The organism is Pseudomonas sp. BS3767 (assembly GCF_900099665.1).
In the GTDB taxonomy this organism is placed as follows: domain Bacteria; phylum Pseudomonadota; class Gammaproteobacteria; order Pseudomonadales; family Pseudomonadaceae; genus Aquipseudomonas; species Aquipseudomonas cerasi.
The window spans coordinates 456,263-481,400 of the sequence record NZ_FNCX01000002.1; the positions used below are offsets into that span (position 1 = coordinate 456,263).

The 25,138-nt window shown below is 59.4% G+C and carries 22 protein-coding genes; 7 read left to right on the forward strand and 15 right to left on the reverse strand.

Annotation, left to right across the window (positions count from 1 at the left end; translation table 11 throughout):
• The first annotated feature begins 24 nt into the window (after nucleotides 1-24).
• The 3 genes from BLR16_RS06550 (at nucleotide 25) to BLR16_RS06560 (ending at nucleotide 2,449) form a co-directional block, all read left to right on the forward strand.
• Complete coding sequence (locus BLR16_RS06550; RefSeq protein ID WP_074805039.1) at nucleotides 25-1,587, forward strand: type VI lipase adapter Tla3 domain-containing protein; 1,563 nt, start codon at nucleotides 25-27, stop codon at nucleotides 1,585-1,587.
• The gene (locus BLR16_RS06555) at nucleotides 1,584-1,853 is read left to right on the forward strand and encodes a PAAR domain-containing protein (protein ID WP_060708245.1); all 270 of its coding nucleotides are present in this window, start codon (nucleotides 1,584-1,586) and stop codon (nucleotides 1,851-1,853) included. The genes BLR16_RS06550 and BLR16_RS06555 overlap by 4 nt, the downstream gene beginning before the upstream one ends.
• A gap of 80 nt (nucleotides 1,854-1,933) precedes the next feature.
• On the forward strand, nucleotides 1,934-2,449 hold the full coding sequence (locus BLR16_RS06560) for a hypothetical protein (RefSeq protein WP_060708942.1): 516 nt from the start codon (nucleotides 1,934-1,936) through the stop codon (nucleotides 2,447-2,449).
• A 175-nt stretch (nucleotides 2,450-2,624) separates the two neighbouring features.
• Here BLR16_RS06560 and BLR16_RS06565 read toward each other — a convergent pair whose 3' ends face one another.
• Nucleotides 2,625-3,455: a mechanosensitive ion channel family protein gene (locus tag BLR16_RS06565; RefSeq protein ID WP_003363993.1), complete on the reverse strand. Its 831-nt coding sequence runs from the start codon at nucleotides 3,453-3,455 to the stop codon at nucleotides 2,625-2,627.
• Between the two features lie 121 nt (nucleotides 3,456-3,576).
• Nucleotides 3,577-4,056 (reverse strand): YajQ family cyclic di-GMP-binding protein, encoded by a 480-nt coding sequence (locus tag BLR16_RS06570; RefSeq protein WP_003304827.1) that lies wholly within the window; start codon nucleotides 4,054-4,056, stop codon nucleotides 3,577-3,579.
• A gap of 168 nt (nucleotides 4,057-4,224) precedes the next feature.
• On the opposite strand from BLR16_RS06570, the gene BLR16_RS06575 reads away from it, so the two are divergent.
• Genes BLR16_RS06575 through BLR16_RS06585 form a run of 3 tightly spaced genes read left to right on the forward strand, consistent with a single transcriptional unit; the run spans nucleotide 4,225 to nucleotide 7,820 of the window.
• Nucleotides 4,225-5,145: a putative 2-dehydropantoate 2-reductase gene (locus BLR16_RS06575; RefSeq protein WP_074805042.1), complete on the forward strand. Its 921-nt coding sequence runs from the start codon at nucleotides 4,225-4,227 to the stop codon at nucleotides 5,143-5,145.
• A 44-nt stretch (nucleotides 5,146-5,189) separates the two neighbouring features.
• Nucleotides 5,190-7,226: a sensor histidine kinase gene (locus BLR16_RS06580; protein WP_003363997.1), complete on the forward strand. Its 2,037-nt coding sequence runs from the start codon at nucleotides 5,190-5,192 to the stop codon at nucleotides 7,224-7,226.
• A 15-nt stretch (nucleotides 7,227-7,241) separates the two neighbouring features.
• Nucleotides 7,242-7,820, forward strand: a complete 579-nt coding sequence (locus BLR16_RS06585; protein ID WP_003363999.1) for a cob(I)yrinic acid a,c-diamide adenosyltransferase — start codon at nucleotides 7,242-7,244, stop codon at nucleotides 7,818-7,820.
• Nucleotides 7,821-8,081: 261 nt separating this feature from the next.
• Here the strand turns inward: BLR16_RS06585 and BLR16_RS06590 are convergent, their stop codons facing one another.
• The 4 genes from BLR16_RS06590 to secA all read right to left on the reverse strand — a co-directional run bounded on the left by BLR16_RS06590 (nucleotide 8,082) and on the right by secA (nucleotide 13,787).
• Entirely contained in the window at nucleotides 8,082-9,032 is a 951-nt protein-coding gene (locus BLR16_RS06590; RefSeq protein WP_072366439.1) for a Nudix family hydrolase, read from the reverse strand.
• 2 nt (nucleotides 9,033-9,034) lie between these two features.
• Entirely contained in the window at nucleotides 9,035-9,661 is a 627-nt protein-coding gene (locus BLR16_RS06595) for a glutathione S-transferase family protein (protein WP_072366437.1), read from the reverse strand.
• Nucleotides 9,662-9,718: 57 nt separating this feature from the next.
• Nucleotides 9,719-10,936 (reverse strand): bifunctional glutamate N-acetyltransferase/amino-acid acetyltransferase ArgJ, encoded by a 1,218-nt coding sequence (gene argJ / locus BLR16_RS06600; protein ID WP_054082051.1) that lies wholly within the window; start codon nucleotides 10,934-10,936, stop codon nucleotides 9,719-9,721.
• A 109-nt stretch (nucleotides 10,937-11,045) separates the two neighbouring features.
• Nucleotides 11,046-13,787 carry a preprotein translocase subunit SecA gene (gene secA, locus BLR16_RS06605; protein WP_003431453.1) on the reverse strand — a complete coding sequence of 914 codons (2,742 nt, stop codon included), beginning with the start codon at nucleotides 13,785-13,787 and terminating at the stop codon, nucleotides 11,046-11,048.
• A gap of 305 nt (nucleotides 13,788-14,092) precedes the next feature.
• Between secA and BLR16_RS06610 the strand changes: the two genes are divergently transcribed.
• Nucleotides 14,093-14,548 carry a DUF721 domain-containing protein gene (locus tag BLR16_RS06610; RefSeq protein WP_003313540.1) on the forward strand — a complete coding sequence of 152 codons (456 nt, stop codon included), beginning with the start codon at nucleotides 14,093-14,095 and terminating at the stop codon, nucleotides 14,546-14,548.
• A gap of 104 nt (nucleotides 14,549-14,652) precedes the next feature.
• Here the strand turns inward: BLR16_RS06610 and lpxC are convergent, their stop codons facing one another.
• The 9 genes from lpxC to murD all read right to left on the reverse strand — a co-directional run bounded on the left by lpxC (nucleotide 14,653) and on the right by murD (nucleotide 25,136).
• Nucleotides 14,653-15,564 (reverse strand): UDP-3-O-acyl-N-acetylglucosamine deacetylase, encoded by a 912-nt coding sequence (gene lpxC, locus BLR16_RS06615; protein ID WP_003364012.1) that lies wholly within the window; start codon nucleotides 15,562-15,564, stop codon nucleotides 14,653-14,655.
• Nucleotides 15,565-15,676: 112 nt separating this feature from the next.
• On the reverse strand, nucleotides 15,677-16,864 hold the full coding sequence (gene ftsZ / locus BLR16_RS06620) for a cell division protein FtsZ (protein ID WP_002555041.1): 1,188 nt from the start codon (nucleotides 16,862-16,864) through the stop codon (nucleotides 15,677-15,679).
• 101 nt (nucleotides 16,865-16,965) lie between these two features.
• Complete coding sequence (gene ftsA, locus BLR16_RS06625; protein ID WP_003364017.1) at nucleotides 16,966-18,222, reverse strand: cell division protein FtsA; 1,257 nt, start codon at nucleotides 18,220-18,222, stop codon at nucleotides 16,966-16,968.
• A 14-nt stretch (nucleotides 18,223-18,236) separates the two neighbouring features.
• Complete coding sequence (locus BLR16_RS06630; protein ID WP_003364019.1) at nucleotides 18,237-19,106, reverse strand: cell division protein FtsQ/DivIB; 870 nt, start codon at nucleotides 19,104-19,106, stop codon at nucleotides 18,237-18,239.
• 3 nt (nucleotides 19,107-19,109) lie between these two features.
• Nucleotides 19,110-20,069: a D-alanine--D-alanine ligase gene (locus tag BLR16_RS06635; protein WP_044308994.1), complete on the reverse strand. Its 960-nt coding sequence runs from the start codon at nucleotides 20,067-20,069 to the stop codon at nucleotides 19,110-19,112.
• Nucleotides 20,066-21,526: a UDP-N-acetylmuramate--L-alanine ligase gene (gene murC / locus BLR16_RS06640; RefSeq protein ID WP_003424493.1), complete on the reverse strand. Its 1,461-nt coding sequence runs from the start codon at nucleotides 21,524-21,526 to the stop codon at nucleotides 20,066-20,068. Before murC ends, BLR16_RS06635 begins: the two co-directional genes overlap by 4 nt.
• On the reverse strand, nucleotides 21,519-22,589 hold the full coding sequence (gene murG / locus BLR16_RS06645; RefSeq protein WP_074805047.1) for an undecaprenyldiphospho-muramoylpentapeptide beta-N-acetylglucosaminyltransferase: 1,071 nt from the start codon (nucleotides 22,587-22,589) through the stop codon (nucleotides 21,519-21,521). The genes murC and murG overlap by 8 nt, the downstream gene beginning before the upstream one ends.
• Entirely contained in the window at nucleotides 22,579-23,793 is a 1,215-nt protein-coding gene (gene ftsW, locus BLR16_RS06650) for a putative lipid II flippase FtsW (RefSeq protein WP_003431463.1), read from the reverse strand. The genes murG and ftsW overlap by 11 nt, the downstream gene beginning before the upstream one ends.
• Entirely contained in the window at nucleotides 23,790-25,136 is a 1,347-nt protein-coding gene (gene murD, locus BLR16_RS06655) for a UDP-N-acetylmuramoyl-L-alanine--D-glutamate ligase (RefSeq protein ID WP_074805050.1), read from the reverse strand. The genes ftsW and murD overlap by 4 nt, the downstream gene beginning before the upstream one ends.
• Nucleotides 25,137-25,138 lie beyond the last annotated feature (2 nt).

The following is a 25,138-nucleotide window of genomic DNA, read 5'->3' on the forward strand; positions in this document are numbered from 1 at the left end:
GCAATGGAAGCACAGGAAAACCATATGGAATTGCGTGACATACATTCGATAACACGCTGGGGCATTGTAGGGATTTTAAGTGCGGTTCTGCTTAGCTACAGCGGGCATTGGTGGGGCAACGCGGTCGCTCATGAAAAAGCTGAACTGGCCGCTTATAAATCCGAAGTGATCACTCAGAATGCAGAACAGGAGGCTGCTCGACAGCGAACCTATTCACTGGAGATAAGAGGTGGCGGAATTGGCATCTATGAAGATCATCAGTCTGAAATCTGGGATTTCATAAAAAAGAAAAACAATAATTTTGTCTCTATCTTTTCACGGGATCCCAAGGATTATGACCCCTCACTCGACGCTAGAGAGATCAGCGCAGATATAAAATTACAAGTCGCTTTCAAACATTCAGCGTCTGAATCCGTAGCCTATTGGCCGATTCCAGTCTTCGCGCTTGGCCCACCTAATCCATATGAAAAACCCTACAGAGCCGCAAACCTGATCAACGCCGGTCGCAATGCTGCTACTCTCGGCGTCACGCTATTCCTATGGCAGGACGATGAGAGCACGAGCAATGCTCAAGCCATGATTGAGCGACTTTTCAAGTTCTTCAACGATAATCCGCAGGTCCCACAAGCATTGATCGCAAGTCAGGACGGCGACGTCACACGAAACATTTATCGTAAACGTGGTACCCCCGGCCTGCCCAAAAATGCTCAGGTCGTACCGACCGTGTTCGAAAGCATGACAGGCCTACTTGTCACCCGTTCGGATCGTGTAGACCGGTATATTCGTCCTTATGCGATAAGCGAAAAAGAAGACAATCAAAACAAAAATACCGATCTGGGCAAACTTTGGGCTTTTTATTGGAGCCGTGATAAAGCATTTTCAGACTGGTACGAAAGCGAGGAGAACGCCAAGGGGATTGAAAGCCCCTACGCTCCAGGCACCATGTCCACCGCCTACTGGCAATCCCAACTCCCCACCCTCTGGAAAACCATCAGCAATCGCGGCCCTGGCAACTTCGAGCCCTCCCCCTGGTTGCCGATCCGCTGGGGTCAGCATCAGGTCAAGGAGTTCGACGCTGCGCCGGTGCTTGGCTACCTGCATCGCCCGATCAAGGCGCCCATGCAGGATGAAAACGGCAAGCGTCTGAAACCGGCCTTGCAAGCCAAAGCCTTGCAAGCCGCCTGGCTAAAGGCACTAGACACACTGCCTGAGGGTCAGAAACCTGTGCGGGTGTTCTACGACAGCACCAACAACCCTGAAGCGGAAATTGCCCTCAACAATGCCCTGCACGACCTGAACAAGGACGGCCACGGTCTTGAGCTGGGCAATGTCGAAGAGGGCTACGACATCGGCCGCCGTCTGGGCAATACCGGGGTCAGTGGTGCGCTGGTCGAGATCAATCTGGCGACCATCGCCAGTTACAAGGATGGCGGCGTCAGTGCCGTGGTCTACGCCGGCACCGATGGCAGCCTGACCGTACAAATGGTCCGCCCGCCCGATGAAGCCCGCAAAGCGAAGAACAGCCAGAACCGCGGCGCAGACCCGTTCACCTTCGGCTCGCCAACCGGCGGGGCACCTGCGGAGTGAGTTATCCCGTCTGCCTGGGCGACGCCACCAGCAGTGGTGGCCGAGTGGTGTCCTGCCAACTGGCAGGCACCCACACCCTCAACGGCAAGCCTCCGGCCGTGCTGGGCGACAAAGCCACCTGCCCGCTTCATTCAGGAGAATTCGCCTTTATCGAAGGCCACCCCACCCGAAAACTGAACGGCATACCGGTGGTCCTGCACGGCCACCGACTGGCGTGCGGCTGTCAGGGTGTGGCCAGCCACGCCATAAATGTGCGAGTGATTTAGGATATTTCGTGATCAGGTCATGCAGCGCAAGTACAGGAAACGACATGGAACTGCCCCCTCAATTGGAACAAGGAAGAAACATGTACACGCGTTTTTGTCAGGCCGTCGTAGGGGTGCATTTAGTCGCCGGGATGGTTCTATTAGCGGGCTGTGCGCAAGAGTCAGTGTCCCCGTGTGACGAGTTGATTGGTGACTACGCCACAAAGCCCAAGAATCAGCCAAGGATTCGTATCGAGAAAAGCGGCGAGAAGTTCTTGTTCACGCATAGCGAATCGGGTGCACAGGTCAGTGAGCCGCTCACCCCCTTACCCAACGCCGAAATAGTGGAAATGTTTGAAGGCAAGATAGTCCCGCCTCGCTGCATTCTCACCGCTGATGGTATGAAGATAATGAAGCTCCCCGCTGGCAGCGGCGTTAATCCCACAGAGGATCCCGATCGGAAACTTTCGCAGTATCCCGAGCCGACCCCATTCCTCATGGGCATATCTGCGGGAATAGCGGCTGTACTGGGTCTTTACCCGGTGCCTCATCAAGAAAAACTCAAAGATATCAACGAGGAAGATGAGGACGACGACGGTTACATTTACAGTAAATAACCTACTTTTTGTGCCGGAGAGCTGAAAGGCATGTTCGTATCAACAGACGGTAAAGCGCCCGGGCATCGCTGAAGGCAGACAATCATCAATCATGAAAAGAGCCTTTTCCTGAACCTGCAAATAAAGAAAAGCCCCGACTCTCATGAGCCAGGGCTTTTTCATACCGCACTCACAACTATTCCTGAACCACCCGCACAATCCGTTGCGGCAGTGGGATCTCGATGCCTGCGTCCTTCAGGCGGTCGCGCGCTTCGATGTTGAACATCGACGTCACGTCGCCCATGTCGCCACTGCTGGTCCAGACGCGCAGGGACAAGGTAATTGCGTTCTCCCCCAGCGCAGCCACCACAGCCTGGGGGGCCGGGTCCTTGAGTACGCGTGGGTCGTCTGCCATGTCCAGCAGGACCTGCAATGCTTTCCTCAAATCCGCATCATGGCTGACGCCGATGTCGAAGGTGATCTTGCGGGTCGGCTGACGGTTGGTGTTGGTGATGATGCCGTTGGACAGGTTGCCGTTGGGAATGATCACCGTACGGTTGTCGCCGGTGCGCAGCACGGTGTGGAAGATCTGGATGTTGTCGACGGTTCCCGACACACCTTGGGCTTCGATCCAGTCACCGATACGGAACGGACGGAACAACAGAATCAGTACGCCACCGGCGAAGTTCGCCAAGCTGCCTTGCAGGGCCAGACCGATCGCCAGACCGGCCGCACCGATCGCCGCCACAAAGGAGGTGGTTTCCACGCCGATCATCGACGCGACGCTGACCACCAGCAGGATTTTCAGAATGATGTTGGCCAGGTTGCTGACAAAGCCCTGCAAGGCCAGATCGGCGTGTCGCAAGGCCAGCAAGGCGCCCAGTTTGCCGGTCAGCCGGTTGATCAGCCACCAGCCTACGCACAATGTAACGACTGCCAGCAGCAAGCGGCTGCCGTACTCCATGATCATCGGAATCCAGGCCTGCGACGCTTGCCACAGATGACCGACTTCTGCGTTTAAATCCATCGTTATCTCCTTACTCGTCACGAACTGCGATCAAAACCACGGCAGCATGCCGTCATTTCAATGCTCAGGGCGATTCGGACTGGCCAGGGAACGCAGGGTTCCCCGGCTTTCAATGCAACGATCAGTCGCGGAAGTTGTTGAATTGCAACGGCATGCCAGAATCGTAGGCACGCAGCGCTGCGATGGCTTCTTGCAGGTCATCGCGTTTTTTGCCGGTCACCCGCACCTGCTCGCCCTGAATGGCGGCCTGGACCTTGAGTTTGGCTTCCTTGATGTGAGCGACGATTTTCTTCGCCAGCTCCTTGTCGATGCCTTCACGCAGGATGACTTCCTGCTTCATCAATTTGCCGGAAGCATAAGCGTCCTTGATCTCAAGGCACTTCGCGTCGATCTTGCGTTTGACTAGCGCCAGCTTGAGGATTTCGATCATGGCCTCCAGCTGGAAGTCTGCTTCTGCAGTCAGCGTGACGGTCAGTTCCTTGAACTCGAACGTGCCTTTGCCTTTGAGGTCATAGCGACGGTCCAGCTCTTTGATAGCGTTGTCGACGGCATTCGTGACTTCGTGTTTATCCAATTCGGACACTACGTCGAACGAGGGCATGTATGTTCTCCAGATAAACGGCGTGCGCACAATTCGGGCACGCATGACTTGACGGTGTGAAAGAACGCTCATTATAACGAGACTTTTCCAGCGTTCACTGTGAGCCTCCATGCACATCCTTGTTTTCACCTTCTGCAGACCGCTTCAGCGCCATAACGTGCCGCTGTGATGGCGGTGACATGGCATGTTCTCGGTGCAGGCAGCCTGGGCAGTCTCTGGGCGACGCGACTGGCACGCGCGAATCTGCCGGTGCGGTTGATCCTTCGCAACGCTGATCGGCTGGCCGCCTATCAAGCCAATGGCAGCTGCGTGACGCTGGTCGAGAACGATATTGCCCATGCGTACCCGGTCGAAGCGCAGACCGCCGACCATCGACAACCCATCGAACGACTGCTGGTGACCTGCAAGGCTTACGAGGCCGAGCAGGCTGTCGCTCAGCTGGCTCCGCGACTGACGGCGCAGGCCGACGTCATCCTGTTGCAGAACGGCCTGGGCAGCCAGGACGCAGTGGCTGCGCAAATCCCCCACGCGCGCTGCCTGTTTGCCTCCAGCACCGAAGGCGCGTTTCTGGAATCGGACTGGCACGTCAGGTTCGCTGGCCATGGTTTCAACTGGCTGGGGGATGCATCCAACCCGACAGCCCCCGCGCTTCTGCAGGACTTGCACGACAGTGGCATTCCCCACCAATGGACGCCGGACATCCTGACCCGCCTGTGGCGCAAGCTGGCCCTCAACTGCGCGATCAACCCGCTGACGGTGCTGCATGACTGCCGTAATGGTGGCCTGCTCGAGCACGCCTGCGAGGTCGCCACGCTGTGCGCCGAGCTGACCGAGCTGCTGGGCCGCTGCGGCCAGCCAGCGGCCGCGCAGGAGCTGCATGCCGAAGTGCTGCGGGTCATCCAGGCGACCGCCTCCAACTATTCATCCATGTATCAGGATGTGCTTCACGGACGACGCACCGAAATCAGCTACCTGCTGGGTTATGCGTGCGCAGCCGCAGCGCGTCATGGCAGCCCCGCACCGCACCTGCAGCATTTGCAGACGCGTCTGACAGCCCATCTGGCAAGCAAGGGTTTGCGTACCGACTAGCCCGCGCTACCCTGCTCGCATCACCCGTCACTGCGACTTGCCCAATGCCTTTGCGCCAACGCCTGGAAAACCTGCCAGTCGGCCAGAAACTGCTGGCCGCCCTGCTGGTCCTGATGACCACCGTACTGCTGGTCGCCAACCTGACCTTCATCAGCGCGGCCTATTACATCTCTCAAGAGGCGATGGCTCCGCAGGCCCTGCAGACCATCGGCCGGCTGATCAGCAGCGCCAACCTCAACGAACGGGCCTTGTACTCGCCTGATGAGGCGCGCGCGCTGCTCAAGGAACTGAGAAGCTACGGGCCGTTACGTGCCGCAGCTCTTTATGACAACAACGGCGAGCGGCTTGAGCAGATGCATCAGGGCGAAAGCCTTGAGCTGCCCAGACACTTCAAAGACATGGACAACTGGCGCCTGACCGAATTTCGCAGTACGCAGGTCATTACCGTACCGAAGGGCGACGAGCCGCCAGGGCATCTGTTGCTGGTTGCCAGCAGCGAGCTGCCCCCAGCGTTTTACACCGGTACGCTGACTGCCAGCCTGGGCATTCTGGTGTTCAGCGTGTTGCTGTGGCTGGTGGTGGCACGGCAGATTCGGCGCCTGATTACTGAACCTATTTATCAGCTTGAAGAACTGTCCCGGCAGGTGACCCGCGAAGAGAACTACGCACTCCGCGCAGAACCCGGTAACGAGGATGAAATCGGCAGCCTGGCCGAGGCGTTCAACACCATGCTGTCGCGTATCGAGGCGCGTGAACAGCAACTCAAGCGCGCGCGGGACGACTCGCAGGAAGCCTACGATCAGGCCCAAGGGCTGGCCGAGGAGACACGCCACACCAACCGCAAGCTGGAGCTGGAAGTCCAGGTGCGCAGCAAGATCGAGAAGAAGCTCACCGGCTTCCAGAACTACCTCAACAGCATCATCGACTCGATGCCGTCGGCGATGATCGCGCTGGATGAACAGCTGTACGTCACCCAGTGGAATCAGGAGGCGACGGCATTGTCCGGGACGACTCTGGACGAAGCGCTGAACCAGCCGATCTTCCTGGCCTTCGAGCCGATGCGCTCGTTTCTGCCGCAGATCAAGCACACCGTCGAGCGCCACAGCGTGACCAAGATCGAGCGCGTGACCTGGATCAAGAATGACGAGTCCCGCCACTACGCGCTGACGTTCTACCCATTGACCGGTGATGCCGGGCGCGGCGTGGTGATCCGGATCGATGACATCACCCAGCGCATATCGCTGGAAGAAATGATGGTGCAGTCGGAAAAAATGTTGTCCGTCGGCGGGCTGGCAGCAGGCATGGCGCATGAGATCAACAACCCGCTGGGCGCCATTCTGCACAACGTGCAGAACATCCGCCGGCGGCTGTCCCCGGAGCTGCCGAAGAACATCGAGCAGGCCGAGGCCGACGGCGTCGATCTGGCGCAGGTCAACCATTACCTGGAAAGCCGCGAAGTGCCCAAACTGCTCGACGGCATTCAGCAGGCCGGTGCCAGGGCTGCAAAAATTGTCAGCCACATGCTCAATTTCAGCCGCCTGAGCAGTCGTCAGTTATCACCCTGCGACTTGCCTGCCTTGATCGATCAGGCCGTGGAGATCGCCAGTAACGACTTCGATCTGACCATCGGTTTCGACTTCAAGGGCCAGCACATCATCCGTCAGTTCGACCCCGAACTGGGTCCGGTGCCGTGCATTGCCAACGAGCTGGAGCAGGTGCTGCTGAACCTGCTGAAGAATGCCGCGCAGGCCATTCACCAGCGGCCGGAGAGCGAAGAGCCCGGGCGCATCACCCTGCGCACGCGCCTCAATCCGCCGTGGGCCGAGATCCAGGTCGAGGACAACGGCATCGGCATGTCGGAGAACATCCGCAAGCGTACGTTCGAGCCGTTTTTCACCACCAAGGAAATCGGCCAGGGCACCGGACTGGGCTTGTCGGTGTCCTACTTCATTGTCACCAACAACCACAAAGGCCAGATGGAGGTACATTCCTCTCTCGGCACAGGCACCTGCTTTACGCTGCGTCTACCGCTGGTGGCCAACCAGGTGAGCGTTCAGCAGCAGGTCATTTCAAAATCCTGATCAGGAATCGCATCAATGGGCTTTCGTTTGTCGAAGATTTACACGCGCACTGGCGATGCCGGTGAAACCGGTCTGGGCGATGGCCGTCGGGTCTCCAAGGATCATCCGCGCGTCGAGGCCATCGGTGAGGTCGATACGCTCAACAGCCAGCTGGGGCTATTGCTGGCAGGGTTGATCGATGAAGCTCAGCGCGTCCCGGCCCTCAAGGAAGTGATCGAAGTACTTGCACCGTGTCAGCACCGTCTGTTCGATCTGGGCGGCGAACTGGCCATGCCGACCTACAAGGCGCTGAACGAAGCCGAGGTCGAGCGACTGGAGGCCGCCATCGATGTCTGGAATGACGAACTGGGGCCACTGGAGAATTTCATTTTGCCAGGCGGTTCATCGCTGATCGCCCAAGCGCACATCTGCCGTAGCCTGGCGCGCAGTGCAGAACGTCGCTGTCAGCATCTGAATGCTGTCGAGCCGCTGGAAGGCGCAGGACTGGCGTATATCAACAGGCTGTCGGACCTGCTGTTCGTCGCTGCTCGATTGATCGCCAGAAGACAGGGCATTGCCGAGATCCTTTGGCAGCCCGCGCCCAAGCCGGTTTGACGGGCATATCCATTACACGGAGCTCACAGAAGACATCCTCACGCCAGCGGCCTGGCGTTATGTATAGGCCTTGTGGGAGTGAGCGAGGCGGGCTCACGAAGACATCGGTCCAGACGCCCCATTTTCAGGGGTTTTACTGGCCTCTTCGCGAGCAAGCTCACTCCCACGGCCTGCGGCCAGAATCAAGAGCAGACTTGTGTATAACGTCAGGTACTCTGCGTGGGCATGCCGTTCTGGGAGCTCTGCGTCCTCTGCTGAGCGTCAGACGATCTCGTCAGGCCAGAACGCGCGAATCCCGGCAACGCCCTGTGCGCCGCTTTCCCAGGCCTGTTGACGCTCGGCAGGGCCTACGCCACCCAACAGAAAGACCGGCTTATTGAAGCCTGCAATCAGTTGCGTTGCCTGCGGCCAGCCCAGTGGCTGCGCATCCGGGTGGGTCAGGGTTGGCTGAACAGGCGACAGGGTGACGAAATCCACGCCCATCTGCTCTGCCAAAGCCAGCTCTTCGGCGTTATGGCATGACGCCGCCAGCCAACGGTTCTCAGGGAACGGACGCCCGCGACTGGCGTACTTGCGCAGTTGCTCCGCCGTCAGGTGCCAACCGGCGGACGGAAAGTCGCCCAGCCACTCCAGAGGCCCTTTGAGCATGAGCTGCGCCTTGCCGGCACACAGGCCCGCCGCATCCACGGCCAGGTCACGGTACTTCGGGTCGTAACCACCCGGCGCACGCAACTGGACCAGTTTGATGCCGCCTTCGATGGCTTTCTGCATACCGCGCAACAGCTCGATATTGTCCAGCCCCTCAGGGGTGATCAGGTACTCGCCGGGCAAACGTGCCGCCGCGACGATAGGCTGATTGGCGGCCGGAAAGTCATAATTGGCCAGCTCACGCGGGCTGGCCCAGACCAGCGGCTGCCCTTCTGCACCATGCGCCAGGCCAGTGAAGGCCGAGACTTCCCAGACGTCCAGCAGCACCTGCTTGTCCGGATAGTCGTGACAAACCTTGATCAGCGGACGTGCCGCCGTCACCAGGATGCCCAGCTCTTCCTGCAGTTCACGTGCGAGCGCGTCCTGGACGGTCTCGCCCTCCTCGACCTTGCCGCCAGGAAACTCCCAGAGGCCGCCTTGATGCTGAGTGTCGGCACGTCGGGCAATCAATACGCTGCCGTCAGCGTCACGAATGACGGCGGCGGCCACATGAACTCGTTTCACGATCAGAACTCCTCCAGACCGGCCTGCTGCCAGCGTTTGAAAGCAGGCCACTGGTAAATGGTTTCGATGTACTTCAGCGCTTCTTCAGGCAACTCGACACGGTAGCTGCGCAGGCGAATGGCTACCGGGGCAAAGAACGCGTCGGCAATGCTTGGCTTGCCGAACAGAAACGGACCACTTTCGGCCGACGCAGTGCGGCATTCGGCCCACAGTTCGACGATACGGTCGATGTCGTTCTGGGTATCGACCGGGATTACTTCCAGTGCCTGATCCTGGCGCAGGTCCATCGGCATGTTCGAACGCAGACTGACAAAACCGCTGTGCATCTGCGCGCAGGCAGAGCGTGCCTGAGCACGCGCGGCGATGTCACTCGGCCACAGGCCAGCGTCCGGAAAACGTTCGACCAGGTATTCGCAAATGGCCAGCGAATCGATGATCGTGCCGTGCTCGCACTGCAACGCAGGGACCTTGCCGGTGGGTGAATACTTGAGAATGTTCGCACGGGTGTCAGGCTGGTTCAGGCGGATGACCTGATCGGTGAACGAAGCACCGGTCATTTCCAGCACCAGCCAGGGACGCAGCGACCAGGAGGAGTAGCGTTTGTCGCCGATAATCAGGTGCAGGCTCATGGTTCAGCTCCATTGAGCCCGGCGCGAAGACAGGATGCCGGCGCGCCGGGCATTGAATCAGGTGCGATATTCCGCGTTGATCTTCACGTACTCGTGAGAAAGATCGGTGGTCCAGATCGTTTCGCTGCAATTGCCGCGGCCCAGCTCGATACGGATGGTGATTTCTTCTTCGGCCATCACCGCCGAGCCCTGCTCTTCGGTGTAGGTCGTGGCGCGGCAGCCCTGGCTGGCGATGCACACGCCACTCAGGAATACGTCGATCTTGCTCACGTCCAGATCCGGCACACCGGCACGGCCGACAGCCGCCAGAATACGTCCCCAGTTCGGGTCGGAGGCGAACAGCGCGGTCTTGATCAGTGGCGAGTGGGCCACGGCATAACCGACGTCCAGGCATTCCTGATGATTGCCGCCACCGTTGACTTCAACGGTCACGAACTTGGTCGCACCTTCACCGTCACGCACGATGGCCTGAGCGACTTCCATGCACACATCGAACACGGCTTTCTTCAACGCTTCGAATAGCGGGCCTTTGGCCTCGGTGATTTCCGGCAGGTCAGCCTGACCGGTGGCGATCAGCATGCAGCAATCGTTGGTCGAGGTGTCGCCATCGATGGTGATGCGGTTGAACGACTTGTTGGCGCCGTCACGAATCAGGTCCTGAAGCACGCTCTGCGCCACTTTGGCATCGGTGGCGATGTAACCGAGCATGGTCGCCATGTTCGGTCGAATCATGCCTGCGCCCTTGCTGATGCCGGTCACAGTGACGGTCACGCCGTCATGGCTGAACTGACGGCTGGCGCCCTTGGGCAGGGTGTCGGTGGTCATGATCCCGGTCGCCGCAGCGGCCCAGTTATCCACAGACAGATCATCCAGCGCAGCCTGCAGAGCGCCTTCGATCTTTTCCACTGGCAGCGGCTCGCCGATCACGCCCGTCGAGTACGGCAGCACCGCAGAAGCATCGACGCCAGTCAGTTGCGCCAGTGTCTCGCAGGTACGCCGCGCCGCCACAAGACCTGGTTCGCCTGTGCCCGCATTGGCATTACCGGTGTTGGTCAGCAAATAACGCACGGTGCCCTGAACACGCTGTTTGGCCAGAATGACCGGCGCTGCGCAGAACGCATTCAAGGTGAATACACCGGCAACGCTGGAGCCTTCGGCACAGCGCATGACCACGACATCCTTGCGCCCCGGGCGTTTGATGCCGGCAGAAGAAATGCCAAGTTCAAAACCGGGAACCGGGTGCAACGCAGGCAAAGGACCAAGACCAACAGCCATCGGGGTGCTCCTCATGGAGTGTGGCGCCGTCCGCATCGGTACGGCGATCAATGAAAAAACGCCGCGACGGGCAAGCCGGTCGCGGCGCAGGTATTACACAGTCAAAGGCTTAGTTGATCTGGCCGTGACAGTGTTTGAATTTCTTGCCCGAACCACACCAGCACAGCTCGTTGCGGCCCAGTTTCTGGTCGTTGCGAACCGGTTCGGATGCAACGGCAACAGGCGCTTCACCACCCTCTTCGTCGAGCAGCGGCTGCTCGATACCCGGTGCAGGCGCGTGTTCGAACTGCATGCGACTGGCCAGCTCTTCGGCTTCCTGACGCAGGCGTGCTTCTTCTTCCTCTGGATCTTCGCGGCGAACCTGAACATGCGAAAGCACACGAATAGTATCGCGCTTGATCGAATCGAGCAGTTCCTGGAACAGCGTGAAGGACTCGCGCTTGTATTCCTGCTTAGGGTTCTTCTGAGCGTAACCGCGCAGGTGGATACCGTGACGCAGGTGGTCCATGGTCGACAGGTGATCTTTCCACAGGTCGTCCAGCACGCGCAGGAGGATCTGCTTCTCGAAGGAACGCAGGGCTTCGGCGCTGGCCTGGTCTTCCTTCTCGTTGTAAGCCACCAGCAGCTGCGCCATGATTTTTTCGCGCAGGCTGTCTTCGTGCAGGTTGTCGTCTTCGTCGAGCCACTGCTGGATCGGCAGTTGAACCGCGAAGTCGGTGTTGAGCGCCGATTCCAGACCGGCAACATTCCACTGCTCCGGCAGGGATTGTGGCGGAATATGCTGGCTGATCAGGTTGTTGAGCACTTCTTCACGGAAGTCGGCAATGGTCTCGCCAATGTTCTCGGCGGCCAGCAACGTGTTACGCATGTGATAAATCACTTTACGCTGTTCGTTGGCAACGTCATCGAACTCCAGCAATTGCTTGCGGATGTCGAAGTTGCGACCTTCCACCTTGCGCTGCGCTTTTTCGATGGCGTTGGTCACCATGCGATGCTCGATGGCCTCACCGGACTGCATGCCCAGCGCCTTCATGAAGTTCTTCACCCGGTCAGAGGCAAAGATGCGCATCAGGCTGTCTTCGAGCGACAGGTAGAAACGGCTGGAGCCGGTGTCGCCCTGACGGCCGGCACGACCGCGCAGCTGGTTGTCGATACGGCGCGATTCGTGGCGCTCGGAGGCGATGACGTGCAGGCCGCCCGCTTCGATCACCTGCTGATGGCGTTTCTGCCAGTCAGCCTTGATCTGCGCGATCTGCTCCGGAGTCGGGTCTTCCAGATTGGCGACCTCGACTTCCCAGTTGCCGCCCAGCAGGATGTCAGTACCACGACCGGCCATGTTGGTGGCGATGGTCAATGCACCCGGACGACCGGCCTGCGCAATGATTTCCGCTTCTTTCTCGTGGAACTTGGCGTTCAGAACCTTGTGCTCGATGCCTTCCTTGTTGAGCAGGCTGGACATGTGCTCGGAAGTTTCGATGGTCGCTGTACCCACCAGCACCGGACGGTTTTCTGCAAGGCAGGCCTTGATGTCGGTGACGATGGCGGCGTACTTCTCTTCCGCCGTCAGGTAGACGAGGTCGTTGAAGTCCTTGCGCGCCAAAGGCTTGTTAGGCGGGATGACCATCACGGCCAGGTTGTAGATCTGGTGGAATTCGAACGCTTCGGTGTCGGCCGTACCGGTCATGCCGGACAGCTTGTTGTACAGACGGAAGTAGTTCTGGAACGTGGTCGATGCCAGGGTCTGGCTTTCGGCCTGAATGTTCAGGTTTTCCTTGGCTTCGATAGCCTGATGCAGGCCCTCGGAGAGGCGACGACCCGGCATGGTACGACCGGTGTGCTCGTCAACCAGCAGCACCTGACCGTCGGAAACGATGTATTCGACGTTGCGATTGAACAGCTTATGCGCCCGCAGACCGGCATAGACGTGAGTCAGCAGGCCCAGGTTATGCGCCGAATAGAGGCTCTCGCCTTCAGCCAGCAGGCCGACTTCGGTGAGCATTTCCTCGATGAACTGGTGACCGGCTTCGTTCAGCTCGACCTGACGGGTTTTCTCGTCAACGGTGAAATGACCCGGCTTGGTGACTTCGCCTTCCACTTCCTCGATATGCTGCTCGAGCTTGGGGATCAGGCGGTTGATTTCGGTGTACAGCTTGGAGCTGTCTTCAGCCTGACCGGAGATGATCAGCGGCGTACGCGCTTCGTCGATCAGAATCGAGTCGACTTCGTCGATCACGGCGAAATTGAGTTCGCGCTGGAACTTGTCGTCCATGCTGAACGCCATGTTGTCGCGCAGGTAATCGAAACCGTACTCGTTGTTGGTGCCGTAAGTGATATCGGCAGCGTAGGCGGCGCGCTTCTCTTCCGGCGGCTGGAATGGCGTGACGATGCCTACGGTCAGGCCGAGGAATTCGTACAGCGGACGCATCCAGTTGGCATCGCGGCGAGCGAGGTAGTCGTTCACGGTAACCACGTGAACGCCCTTGCCGGACAATGCGTTGAGGTAGACAGCCAGCGTACCGACCAGGGTTTTACCTTCACCGGTACGCATTTCCGCGATCTGACCTTCGTGCAGGGTCATGCCGCCGATCAACTGTACGTCGAAGTGGCGCATGCCCATGACACGCTTACCCGCTTCACGAGCGACAGCAAAGGCTTCAGGGAGCAATTGATCGAGGGTCTCGCCTTTGGCTATGCGGGCCTTGAACTCTTCGGTCTTGGCGCGCAGTTGCTCGTCCGAAAGGGCCACCATTTGCTCTTCGAAGGCATTGACGATCTGTACCGTCTTGAGCATGCGTTTTACTTCACGCTCGTTCTTGCTTCCAAAAAGTTTTTTCAACAAAGGCGCAAACATATCGACAGGATCTTCCACACATAGGAATGGAGGGCGGCCCCGTGAGTCGCCCGTGCAGCCCAGATGGCCGCATGCGAACGAGCATTCTACCCGGAAACGATGGTGAGGAAAGTGGCGTTATTCCACGATGCTGGCACAGCGCTGTGACGGGGCAGGTTTACAATGGGGCCATTTTCAAGCACTTCAACCCGTTATCCGGGGAAGTTACTCATTGATTTGCATATGAAAGCACGGAAATGCCCTGAAAAGCAGCCGTCAGAACGCTTTCTGTTAAGATGTTCATCTTGTTACCCAGGCATCCCACCATGGCCTTTCGTCCTCTGAACGCCCGCCCGCCCGCGGTTTTGCTGCGTGAAGCCAAGCCCCTGAAGGCTATATTTCGTCACGCCGAGCGACTCAGCCACTTGCAGCGCCTGCTCGAAAGCCAGCTGCAACCAGCGGCCCGGGAGCATTGTCGCGTGGCTTCGTGGCGCGAAGGTACCTTGTTGCTGATCGTGACGGACGGTCACTGGGCCACGCGCCTGCGCTACCAGCAGAAACGCCTGCACCGGCAAATGATGGCCTTCGACGAATTCATCAACCTGACCCGCATTGTGTTCAAGGTGCAGCCGCCTGAAGCGCCACGCGGAGCTGCCACGCACACCATCGACCTGTCGGCAGTGGCTGCCGAAAACATTCAGGCCACCGCTGAAGGCATCACCGATCCGCGCTTGCGTGCCGCACTGGAAAGACTGGCCAGCCATGCAAAGGACAGGAAGTAACCCTGCCTGATCGCCGCCAGCACTGACCTCCCCTGAAAAACCCATAAAAAAAGGCCACCCGAGGGCAGCCTTTAAAGAACAAAAGGAAAGAGAGTAAAGCTTGCTTACACGGCCGCGACAGGACGCATGTAAGAAATAGGTGCCGTACTGGCATCCTCGAAAGTCACCACTTCCCAAGCGTCTTTCTGCTCGATCAACGTACGCAGCAGACGGTTGTTCAGTGCATGCCCCGATTTGAAACCCCGGAACTCACCAATCAGGCTGTTGCCCAGCAGGTAGAGGTCACCGATGGCGTCGAGGATTTTGTGTTTGACGAATTCGTCCTCGTAACGCAGGCCGTCTTCGTTCAGTACACCGTCCTTGTCGACCACGATGGCGTTTTCCACGCTGCCGCCGAGTGCGAGGTTGTGCTTGCGCAGGTACTCGATATCACTCATGAACCCGAAGGTCCGGGCACGGCTGACTTCCTTCACGAAGGAAGTACTGGAAAAGTCCACGCTTGCACTCTGGGTGCGGTCACGGAAGACGGGGTGATCGAAATCGATCTCGAAACTGACCTTGAACCCTTCGAAAGGCACAAAAGTAGCGCGTTTACCGCCCTCCTCGACTGTGACTTCACGCAGGATACGGATGAATTTCTTCGGCTCGTCCTGTTCTTCCAGGCCTGCCGATTGAATCAGGAATACGAAAGGGCCTGCGCTGCCGTCCATGATAGGAACTTCGGAGGCAGAGAGCTCGACGTAGGCGTTATCGATGCCAAGGCCAGCCATGGCCGAGAGCAAGTGTTCTACCGTGTCGACTTTGACATCACCATTGACCAGAGTGGTCGACAGAGTGGTGTCACCGACGTTTTCCGCACGCGCAGGGATCTGCACGACGGGGTCAAGGTCAGCTCGGCAAAACACAATGCCGGTATTCACAGGTGCGGGCTTGAGGGTCAGGTAAACCTTCTCCCCGGAGTGCAGGCCTACACCTGTGGCACGGATAATATTTTTCAGGGTGCGTTGTTTTATCATGGCATGGGCCGCTTCAGCGCAAGTTGCGAACTGGTATCAACAAAGGCTGGCGATGATAGCAGACCATGCCTTTGCTGAACACCAATCACCCTAATACCCCTGATACATTTCATCAATCGGCCTGACGACGCAGGAAAGCCGGGATGTCCAGGTAATCGAGATCATCGTTTGGATTCATCTTCGCCGCTGCTGTAGCGCCTGCGTGTGCCTGATTGCGCATCACGGTAGGACGATCCAGGTCACGGTAGTTGACCGACGGTGCTTCCTGACGGGACGCCTGCTGCGCAGGAGCCTGCTGGGTGGTCTGCAGCGTGTTGTCGATGACCTTGACAGGTTTCTCGATTTTCGCGCCCAGGCCGGTGGCAACCACGGTCACGTGCAACTCGTCACGCATGTCCGGATCGATAACGGTACCGACCTTGACCATCGCGTGCTCGGAAGCGAACGCTTCGATGATGCTACCCACGTCCGAGTACTCACCCAGAGACAGATCAGGACCGGCAGTGATGTTGACCAGGATGCCGCGAGCGCCCTGCAGGTTGACGTCTTCGAGCAACGGGTTGCGGATCGCCGCTTCGGTCGCTTCACGTGCACGGTTAGGACCGCTGGCGCAGCCAGTGCCCATCATCGCCATGCCCATTTCGCTCATCACGGTACGCACGTCGGCGAAGTCGACGTTGATCATGCCCGGACGCTTGATGATGTCGGAGATACCGCGAACGGCACCGGCCAGTACATCGTCAGCCTTGGCGAAAGCCGACAGCAGGCTGGCGTCTTTACCGAGGATGGTCAGCAGCTTCTCGTTGGGAATGGTGATCAACGAGTCGACGCTTTCGGACAGCATGCGGATGCCTTCATCGGCGATCTGCATACGCTTGCGACCTTCGAACGGGAACGGACGGGTCACGACTGCGACCGTCAGAATGCCCATTTCCTTGGCCACTTCAGCAATGATCGGTGCTGCACCGGTACCGGTACCGCCGCCCATGCCAGTGGTGATGAAAACCATGTTGGTGCCCTGCAGAACTTCTGCAATGCGCTCACGATCTTCCAGTGCGGCCTGACGACCGACTTCAGGATTGGCGCCAGCGCCAAGGCCCTTGGTCACGCCGGTGCCCAGTTGCAGAATGGTCCGCGCGCCGATGTTTTTCAGCGCCTGAGCATCGGTGTTGGCGCAGATGAATTCCACGCCTTCGATGTTGCTCTTGACCATGTGATTGACAGCGTTGCCGCCACCACCGCCTACGCCGATAACCTTGATAACCGGGCTTTGCGGGACGTTGTCTACGAGTTCGAACATTTTCTCTCTCCTTCCGCTTTCTAGTTAGTTTTGCCTACTGCCTGCCGATACTGCTGGTGAAGCCCTGAATCTGAAGCTGTGAAACCGTTGAACGTTGAAACTTAGAAATTGCCCTGCACCCAACGCTTGATACGCTCAAGCACCGGTGCCTTGGTTTCGTCGCTGTAGCTGCTATTGCCGACAATCCCGGACAGCGAAATGCCATCCGATTGTTTTTGCAGCCCGTACATCAACAGGCCTACGCCGGTTGAGTAGATCGGGTTGCGGACGACATCAGCGAGCCCTTTGACGCTGTGCGGTACGCCCAGGCGAACCGGCATGTGGAAGATTTCCTCGGCCAGTTCGACCGCACCTTCCATTTTCGCTGTGCCCCCGGTCAGCACGATGCCGGCCGGGATCAGGTCTTCGTAGCCGCTGCGGCGCAGTTCGGCCTGGATCAGGGTGAACAACTCGTCGTAACGAGGCTCGACCACTTCTGCCAGGGCCTGACGCGACAGCTCGCGAGGTGGACGGTCGCCCACGCTCGGCACTTTGATGGTTTCGCCTGCACCGGCCAGCTTGGCCAGCGCACAGGCATAACGAATCTTGATTTCTTCGGCGTACTGGGTCGGAGTGCGCAACGCCATGGCGATGTCGTTGGTCACCTGATCACCCGCAATCGGGATGACCGCTGTGTGGCGAATGGCGCCTTCGGTGAAGATCGCGATGTCGGTAGTGCCGCCACCGATGTCCACCAGGCATACACCCAGTTCTTTCTCGTCATCGGTCAGCACGGAATACGCCGAGGCCAACTGTTCGAGAATGATGTCGTCGACTTCCAGCCCGCAGCGACGTACGCACTTCTCGATGTTCTGCGCCGCGTTCACCGCACAGGTCACCACGTGAACCTTGGCTTCCAGACGTACGCCGGACATGCCCAGGGGCTCACGCACGCCTTCCTGATTATCGATCACGTAATCCTGAGGCAAGGTGTGCAGCACGCGCTGGTCGGCAGGAATGGCCACCGCCTGAGCAGCATCGAGCACACGCTCCAGATCCGCAGAGCTGACTTCGCGATCACGAATCGCCACGATGCCGTGTGAGTTCAGGCTGCGAATGTGGCTGCCTGCCACACCAACAAATGCCGAGTGGATACGGCAGCCGGCCATCAGCTGCGCTTCTTCGATTGCGCGCTGGATCGACTGCACGGTCGATTCGATATTCACCACCACGCCCTTCTTCAGGCCGCGGGAGGGATGGGTACCGATACCCACGATTTCCAGCGAGCCATCGGCCGCGACTTCGCCTACCAGTGCCACCACCTTGGAGGTACCGATATCCAGCCCGACGATCATTTTGCCGCTTTGCACATTTGCCATGGTCCTGCCTCTTATCAATTCTTCGCGACGGCGGGTTTTTCCGTCGCCGGCGCTGCCTGTTCGCGCCAACCGACCGCAAGGCCGTTGGAGTAACGCAAGTCGACGCGCGCGATATTCGTTATTTGGTCTTTCAGCGTTTTGTCGTAAATCGCGATGAAGCGGCGCATTTTTTCGACAAGGTGGTCGCGTCCAAGCAACAACTCGATACCCGGGCCAGCACTACCGGCACCTGTCGTCAGGAACCAGCTGCCACGCTCGCGCAGCTCCAGGCGCACGATGGAGAAGCCCAGCGGGCGCAACATCTGACTCAACACCTGATACTGCTGCATCACCTGCTGCTGGGCCCGCTGCGGGCCGAACAACTGGGGAAGATGTTCGTAATTGGACAGTTCACGCGGTGTGAAAGCCTGCCCCTGGTTATTCAACAGCGCTTCATCGCCCCAACGGGCAACCGGCAACTGCTCTTCAAGACGAATCACGACCTGATCCGGCCATACACGACGGACCTCGGCGTGCGCGATCCAGGGCATCTGCTCAAGCTCGGTGCGCATGGCAGCCAGATCGATCTTGAAAAAGCTCGACGCCACATAAGGCGCAATCCGCTGCTGCACAGCCTGCTGGCTGATGTAACTCAAATCGCCCTGCACGTTGATGCGGGTGATCGGGCGGTCGGCGTACGGCAGCAGACGCTGTGCTGCCTCATAAGTACCGAAGCCCAGAACCACCAACAGCACAGGCCAGAGCAAACGCTTCAGAAAACTGAAGTTGGCCTTGGGCAGGCGCGCCGACAAGGGCTCCTTGGCCACCATACGGCTGGCGCCGCGCGGCACCGGCTTGTTGCGGCCGGGAGCAGGTGGCTGAGGACGTGTCGACGCGCCGTACATGCCTTAACCTCTCGCCTGAACGCTGTCGGCCAGAATCGCCAACACCAGTTGTTGAAAATCCAGACCTGCCGCACGGGCCGCCATAGGCACCAGACTGTGATCGGTCATGCCGGGTACAGTATTGACTTCCAGTAACCAGAACTTGCCTTGTGCGTCCTGCATGACATCCGTGCGCGCCCAGCCTGCAATGCCGATGGCATCGCAAGCACGTGCTGCAAGTTGTTTGAGTTCCTGTTCCTGCGCATCGCCAAGTCCGCACGGAATCCGATACTGAGTATCGGACGCCAGGTACTTGGCATCGTAATCATAAAAACTATGAGGAGTGCCCAGGCCGATGGGAGGCAACACCTGGCCACGCAGAGACGCCACAGTGAACTCAGGTCCCTGAATCCACTGTTCGACTAATACTTGCGAATCGTAGGTACTGGCGGCTTTCCAGGCGGCGATCAATTCATCGACGCTGTTCACCTTTGCCATACCGATACTTGAACCTTCATGGGCCGGTTTGACGATCAAAGGCAGGCCCAGTTCCGTCACGGCGCAAATACAATCACTCTCGTTTTCAAGAACGGCATGCAGCGGTGTGGCGAGGCCGAGACTCTGCCAGACCTGCTTGGTGCGCAACTTGTCCATCGCCAGGGCAGAAGCCAGTACGCCACTGCCGGTATAAGGGATTTCCAGGCATTCCAGCAGGCCTTGCATGGTGCCGTCTTCACCGCCACGTCCGTGCAGAACGATAAAGGCACGGTCGATTTTCTCGCTGACCAGTCGCTGCAGAAAGTCATCGCCCACATCGATGCCGAACGCATCCACGCCAGCCTCGAGCAACGCACCGAGCACGGCATTACCCGAGTTCAGCGAGACCGCCCGCTCGGCACTCTTGCCACCGAAGAGCACGGCGACACGGCCGAAGCTTTTCGGCTCGAGTGTCGAGCGCAGGGACGACTGGGCGACGGCTGTCATTTCAGCTTCCCTTCGGTGGAGGCCACTTTGGCACCGGCGAACAGTGGGCTTTTCAGCAGCTGTGGCGCAAGACCACCGATGTCGCCAGCGCCCTGACACAACAGGATGTCGCCGGCACGCAACAGCGGCTTGACCAGCGGCGCCAGCTCGACACCACGCTCGATGTAGATCGGGTCCAGCTGGCCACGCTGACGAATGCTGTGGCACAGGTTGCGGCTGTCCGCACCAGGAATCGGTTCTTCACCGGCCGGGTAGACTTCCATCAGCAGCAGCACATTGGCGTCCGCCAGCACCTGCACGAAATCGTCGTACAGGTCACGGGTGCGACTGAAACGGTGTGGCTGGTAGACCATCACCAGACGACGGTCAGGCCAGCCGCCACGCACAGCGTTGATAACGGCAGCGACTTCGCGCGGATGGTGACCGTAGTCATCGACCAGCATCACGTTGCCGCCGTCAACCGGCAGCTCGCCGTAGACCTGGAAGCGCCGACCGACGCCCTGGAACCCGGAAAGGCCCTGAACGATAGCCTCGTCGCTGACGCCCTCGTCGGTGGCGATGGCGATGGTCGCCAGCGAGTTGAGTACGTTGTGATTGCCGGGCATGTTCACCGACACATCCAGCGGCTCGCGGTCGCGGCGCAGTACGGTGAAGAATGTCAGCATGCCGTCCTGACGCACATTGATTGCACGTATATCGGCAGACTCGCTGAAGCCATAGGTCAGCGTCGGACGCTTGACCAGCGGCAGAATTTCACGCACCACCGGATCGTCGATGCACATCACCGCCAGCCCGTAGAACGGCAGGTTGTGCAGGAACTCGACAAAGGTCTTCTTCAGTTTGTTGAAGTCGCCTTCGTAGGTCGCCATGTGATCGGCGTCGATATTGGTGACCACAGCGACCAGAGGCTGCAGGTGCAGGAAGCTGGCGTCGCTTTCATCGGCTTCGGCGATCAGGTAGCGGCTGGTGCCCAGCTGCGCATTGGTGCCCGCCGCGTTGAGACGGCCGCCAATCACGAAGGTCGGGTCCAGGCCGCCGGCAGCGAATACCGAAGCGATCAGGCTGGTGGTGGTGGTCTTGCCGTGCGTACCGGCAACAGCGATGCCGTGGCGATAACGCATCAGCTCGGCGAGCATCTCGGCACGCGGTACGACCGGAATGCGGCGCTCCAGCGCGGTGGCCACTTCCGGGTTGGAGGTGTTGACGGCACTGGACACTACCAGCACGTCGGCACCGATGGTGTTCTCGGCACGATGGCCGATAAAAATCTGTGCGCCGAACGATTCCAGGCGCTCGGTCACGGCCGAGCCCTTCAGGTCGGAGCCCGAGACTTCGTAACCCAGGTTCAACAACACCTCGGCGATCCCGCACATGCCGACACCGCCGATACCGACGAAGTGGATACGACGGATACGGCGCATTTCAGGTTGTGGCATGGCGCGTTGATTCTCAACCATGGGCCACCTCCACACAGACGTTGACGACAGTGCTGGTTGCATCAGGCATGGCCAGGCTGCGTGCAGTGCGGGCCATGCTGTTCAATTGTTCGGGTTGCATCAAAACCTCTTTCAGGCGTGCTGCCATCTCGGCGGCGCCAGTTGTCGCTTGCGGCATGACGAAGGCTGCGCCTTCGCGAGCCAGATAGTCAGCGTTACGTGACTGATGGTCATCAATCGCGTGGGGCAGCGGTATCAGCAACGACGGCAGGCCGGCGGCGGCCAGTTCGCTGATGGTCAATGCGCCTGCGCGGCAGACCACCAGATCGGCCCAGCCATAGGCTTGGGCCATGTTCTGTATGAATGGCGCAACCTGCGCCTCGACGCCCACGTTGCGATAGCGCTCGGCGGTGACTGCGTCATGATTCTTGCCCGACTGATGAAACACTTCGGGCTGGATGTCCTGAGGCAGCTGAGACAGCGCCTCGGGCAGCAGTTTGTTCAACGGCTCCGCGCCCAGGCTTCCGCCCAGTACCAGCAGACGAGCCTTGCGTCCGGCCAGAGCCTGACGCGGTGTTTCCAGAAACAGCTCGACACGCACCGGGTTGCCGGTGGTGCGACGCTTGGATGAATCCGCAAAGGTGTTCGGGAACGCTTCGCACACCCGGCTGGCGAACGAGGCCAGACTGCGGTTGGCGGTACCGGCAACGGCATTCTGCTCGTGAATGATCAACGGTACGCCTGCCAGCTTCGCCGCCAGACCGCCAGGGCCGGTGACGTAGCCACCGAAGCCGACCACGCAGACCGGTTTCACCTCACGCACAACCTTGCGTGCGTGCATCAGGGCCTTGAGCAACATGAACGGCGCCTTGAGCAGCGACAAGCGGCCCTTGCCACGCAGACCGGTAACGTTGATCAGGTGCAGCGTCAGACCGGCCTGCGGCACCAGTTCGTTTTCGATACCACGCGGCGTGCCCAGCCAATGGACCTTGTAGCCGCGTGCCTGGAACTCGCGCGCACAGGCCAGCGCCGGGAATACATGCCCGCCGGTCCCGCCTGCCATGATCAGCACGTTAGCGTCCATGCGGTGTGTCCTCGGCGAAGTCGCTTTCCTTGAACTCGGCTTCTTCACTGCCCATGTTGTTGCGCGATTCCCACTCGATGCGCAGCAGCAGCCCGAGGCTCGCGCAGCAGATCACCAGCGAGCTGCCGCCGTAGCTGAGGAACGGCAGGGTCAGCCCCTTGGTAGGCAGCAGACCGACGTTCACACCGATGTTGATCAGGAACTGACCGATCCACAGGAACGAAAGGCCGTAGGCCACATAGGCACCGAAGAACTGCTTGGCGCGCTCGGCCCACATGCCGATGTACATGCCGCGAATACTGACGAACAGGAACAGCGCGACGGTGATCAGCGAACCCACCACGCCCAGCTCTTCTGCAAGTACCGAGAACACGAAGTCGGTGTGCGCTTCCGGCAGATAGAACTGCTTCTGCACACTGTTGCCCAGTCCGACGCCGAACCACTCGCCGCGACCGAAGGCGATCAGTGCCTGGGTCAATTGATAGCCGGAACCGAACTGGTCGGCCCACGGGTCGGTAAAGTTGGTCAGACGCGCCATCCGGTAAGGTTGGGCCTGGACCAGCACCACCACAGAAGCGACCGCCAGCACCACCATCAGCGAGAAGCGGAACAGGCCGACACCGCCGAGAAACAGCATGGCTGCCGCCGAGCCCATCATTACCACGGTCGCACCGAAGTCAGGTTCCATGAGCAGCAGACCGGCCATCGGCAGCAGCACGATGAACGGCTTGAAAAAGCCCATCCAGCTTTCGCGAACTTCCTGCTGCTGACGGATCAGGTAGCCGGCAAGGAAGATCACCACGAATACCTTGGCGATTTCCGACGGCTGCACGTTGAACGCGCCGAAACCGATCCAGCGCATCGAACCGTTTACCTCGCGCCCGATTCCCGGCACCAGTACCAGCAACAACAGGCCGAACGCGCCAAGCAGCATCATCCAGCCCAGGCGTTGCCAGGTGGCGACCGGAATCATCATGGTCACGCCACAGGCACCCAGACCGATCAGCAGATAAACCAGGTGACGGGTCATCATGTACAGCGTGTTACCGGACTGTACGGCGGCAACTTCCGACGAGGCCGAGGTAATCATCACCAGGCCAAGGCCGAGCAGCGCCAGGCAGCCGACCAGCATCGGGAAGTCCAGGTCGATGCCTCGCCCACTGATCAGTGGCGATGGATAAGGCTTGATCACACCGAAAATCATGACAAGCACTCCACTGCCTGCGCGAACACACGTCCGCGCTCTTCATAATTCTTGAACATGTCCAGACTGGCGCATGCAGGAGAAAGCAATACGGCATCGCCACGCTGAGCCAGTTTTGCGCTGTGCTCGACAGCCGCCTGGACGGTGTTGACATGCACCAGCGGGACAGCGTCGCCCAATGCCTGGGCAATAAGCTGGGCATCACGTCCGAGCAAGACCGCCGCGCGGCAATGCTCGGCGACTGGCGCGCGCAAACCGCTGAAATCAGCGCCTTTGCCATCGCCGCCGGCGATCAGCACCAGCTTGCCGTCGATATCCGAGCCCAGACCTTCGATGGCAGCCAGCGCGGCACCCACGTTGGTGGCTTTGGAGTCGTTGTAGTAATGAACGCCTTCGTGCTCGCGCAGCCACTGGCAGCGATGCTCCAGACCAGTGAACTGGCGCAGGCTGGCGAGCATGGCGTCGAACGGCAGGCCGACCGCATGCCCCAGGGCCAGGGCGGCAAGCGCGTTGGACTGATTGTGCGCACCACGCACTTTCAGCTCACGTACCGGCATGAGGTTTTCAAACTGGAACGCCAGGTACTTTTCGCCGTTCTCTTCACGCAGGCCGAAACCATGGAAGTCGGGCTTGTTGAGGCCGAATGTCCAGCACGGCAGGCCTTCGCCAATCAACGGACGGGACAGCGCATCCTGACGATTGACCACCACCTGCCGTGCGCCACGGAAAATCCGGTGCTTGGCCAGGTGGTAGGCAGGCAGGCCGCTGTAACGGTCCATGTGGTCTTCGCTGATATTCAGCACGGTCGCCACTTCGGCATTGAGCTGATCAGTGGTTTCGAGCTGAAAGCTGGAAAGCTCCATCACGTACAGCTCGACGTCGTCGCTGAGCAGGTCCAGCGCCGGAGTGCCGAGATTGCCGCCCACCGCTACACGCTTTCCAGCGGCAGCAGCCATTTCGCCGACCAGTGTCGTCACGGTGCTTTTCGCATTCGAGCCGGTAATGGCAATCACCGGCGCCTTCGCGTGACGCGCGAACAGTTCGATGTCGCCCGACAGTTTGACGCCACGTGCGTGAGCCTGCTGCAGGGCCGGGGTCGCCAGGGCCAGACCGGGGCTGACGTACAGCTCATCGGCACGGCAGAGGAAATCCACGTCCAGCTCGCCACAACGCACTTCCACCTGCGGATAGTCGCGACGCAAGGTCGCCAGCTCAGGAGGATTCTCCCGCGTGTCGGCCACGGCAAAGGACACGCCCTGGTTCGCCAGGAAGCGAACCAGGGACATGCCGCTTTTGCCTAGACCCACGACAATGCGGAAGCGGTCGGAAACGATCAGGGACACTC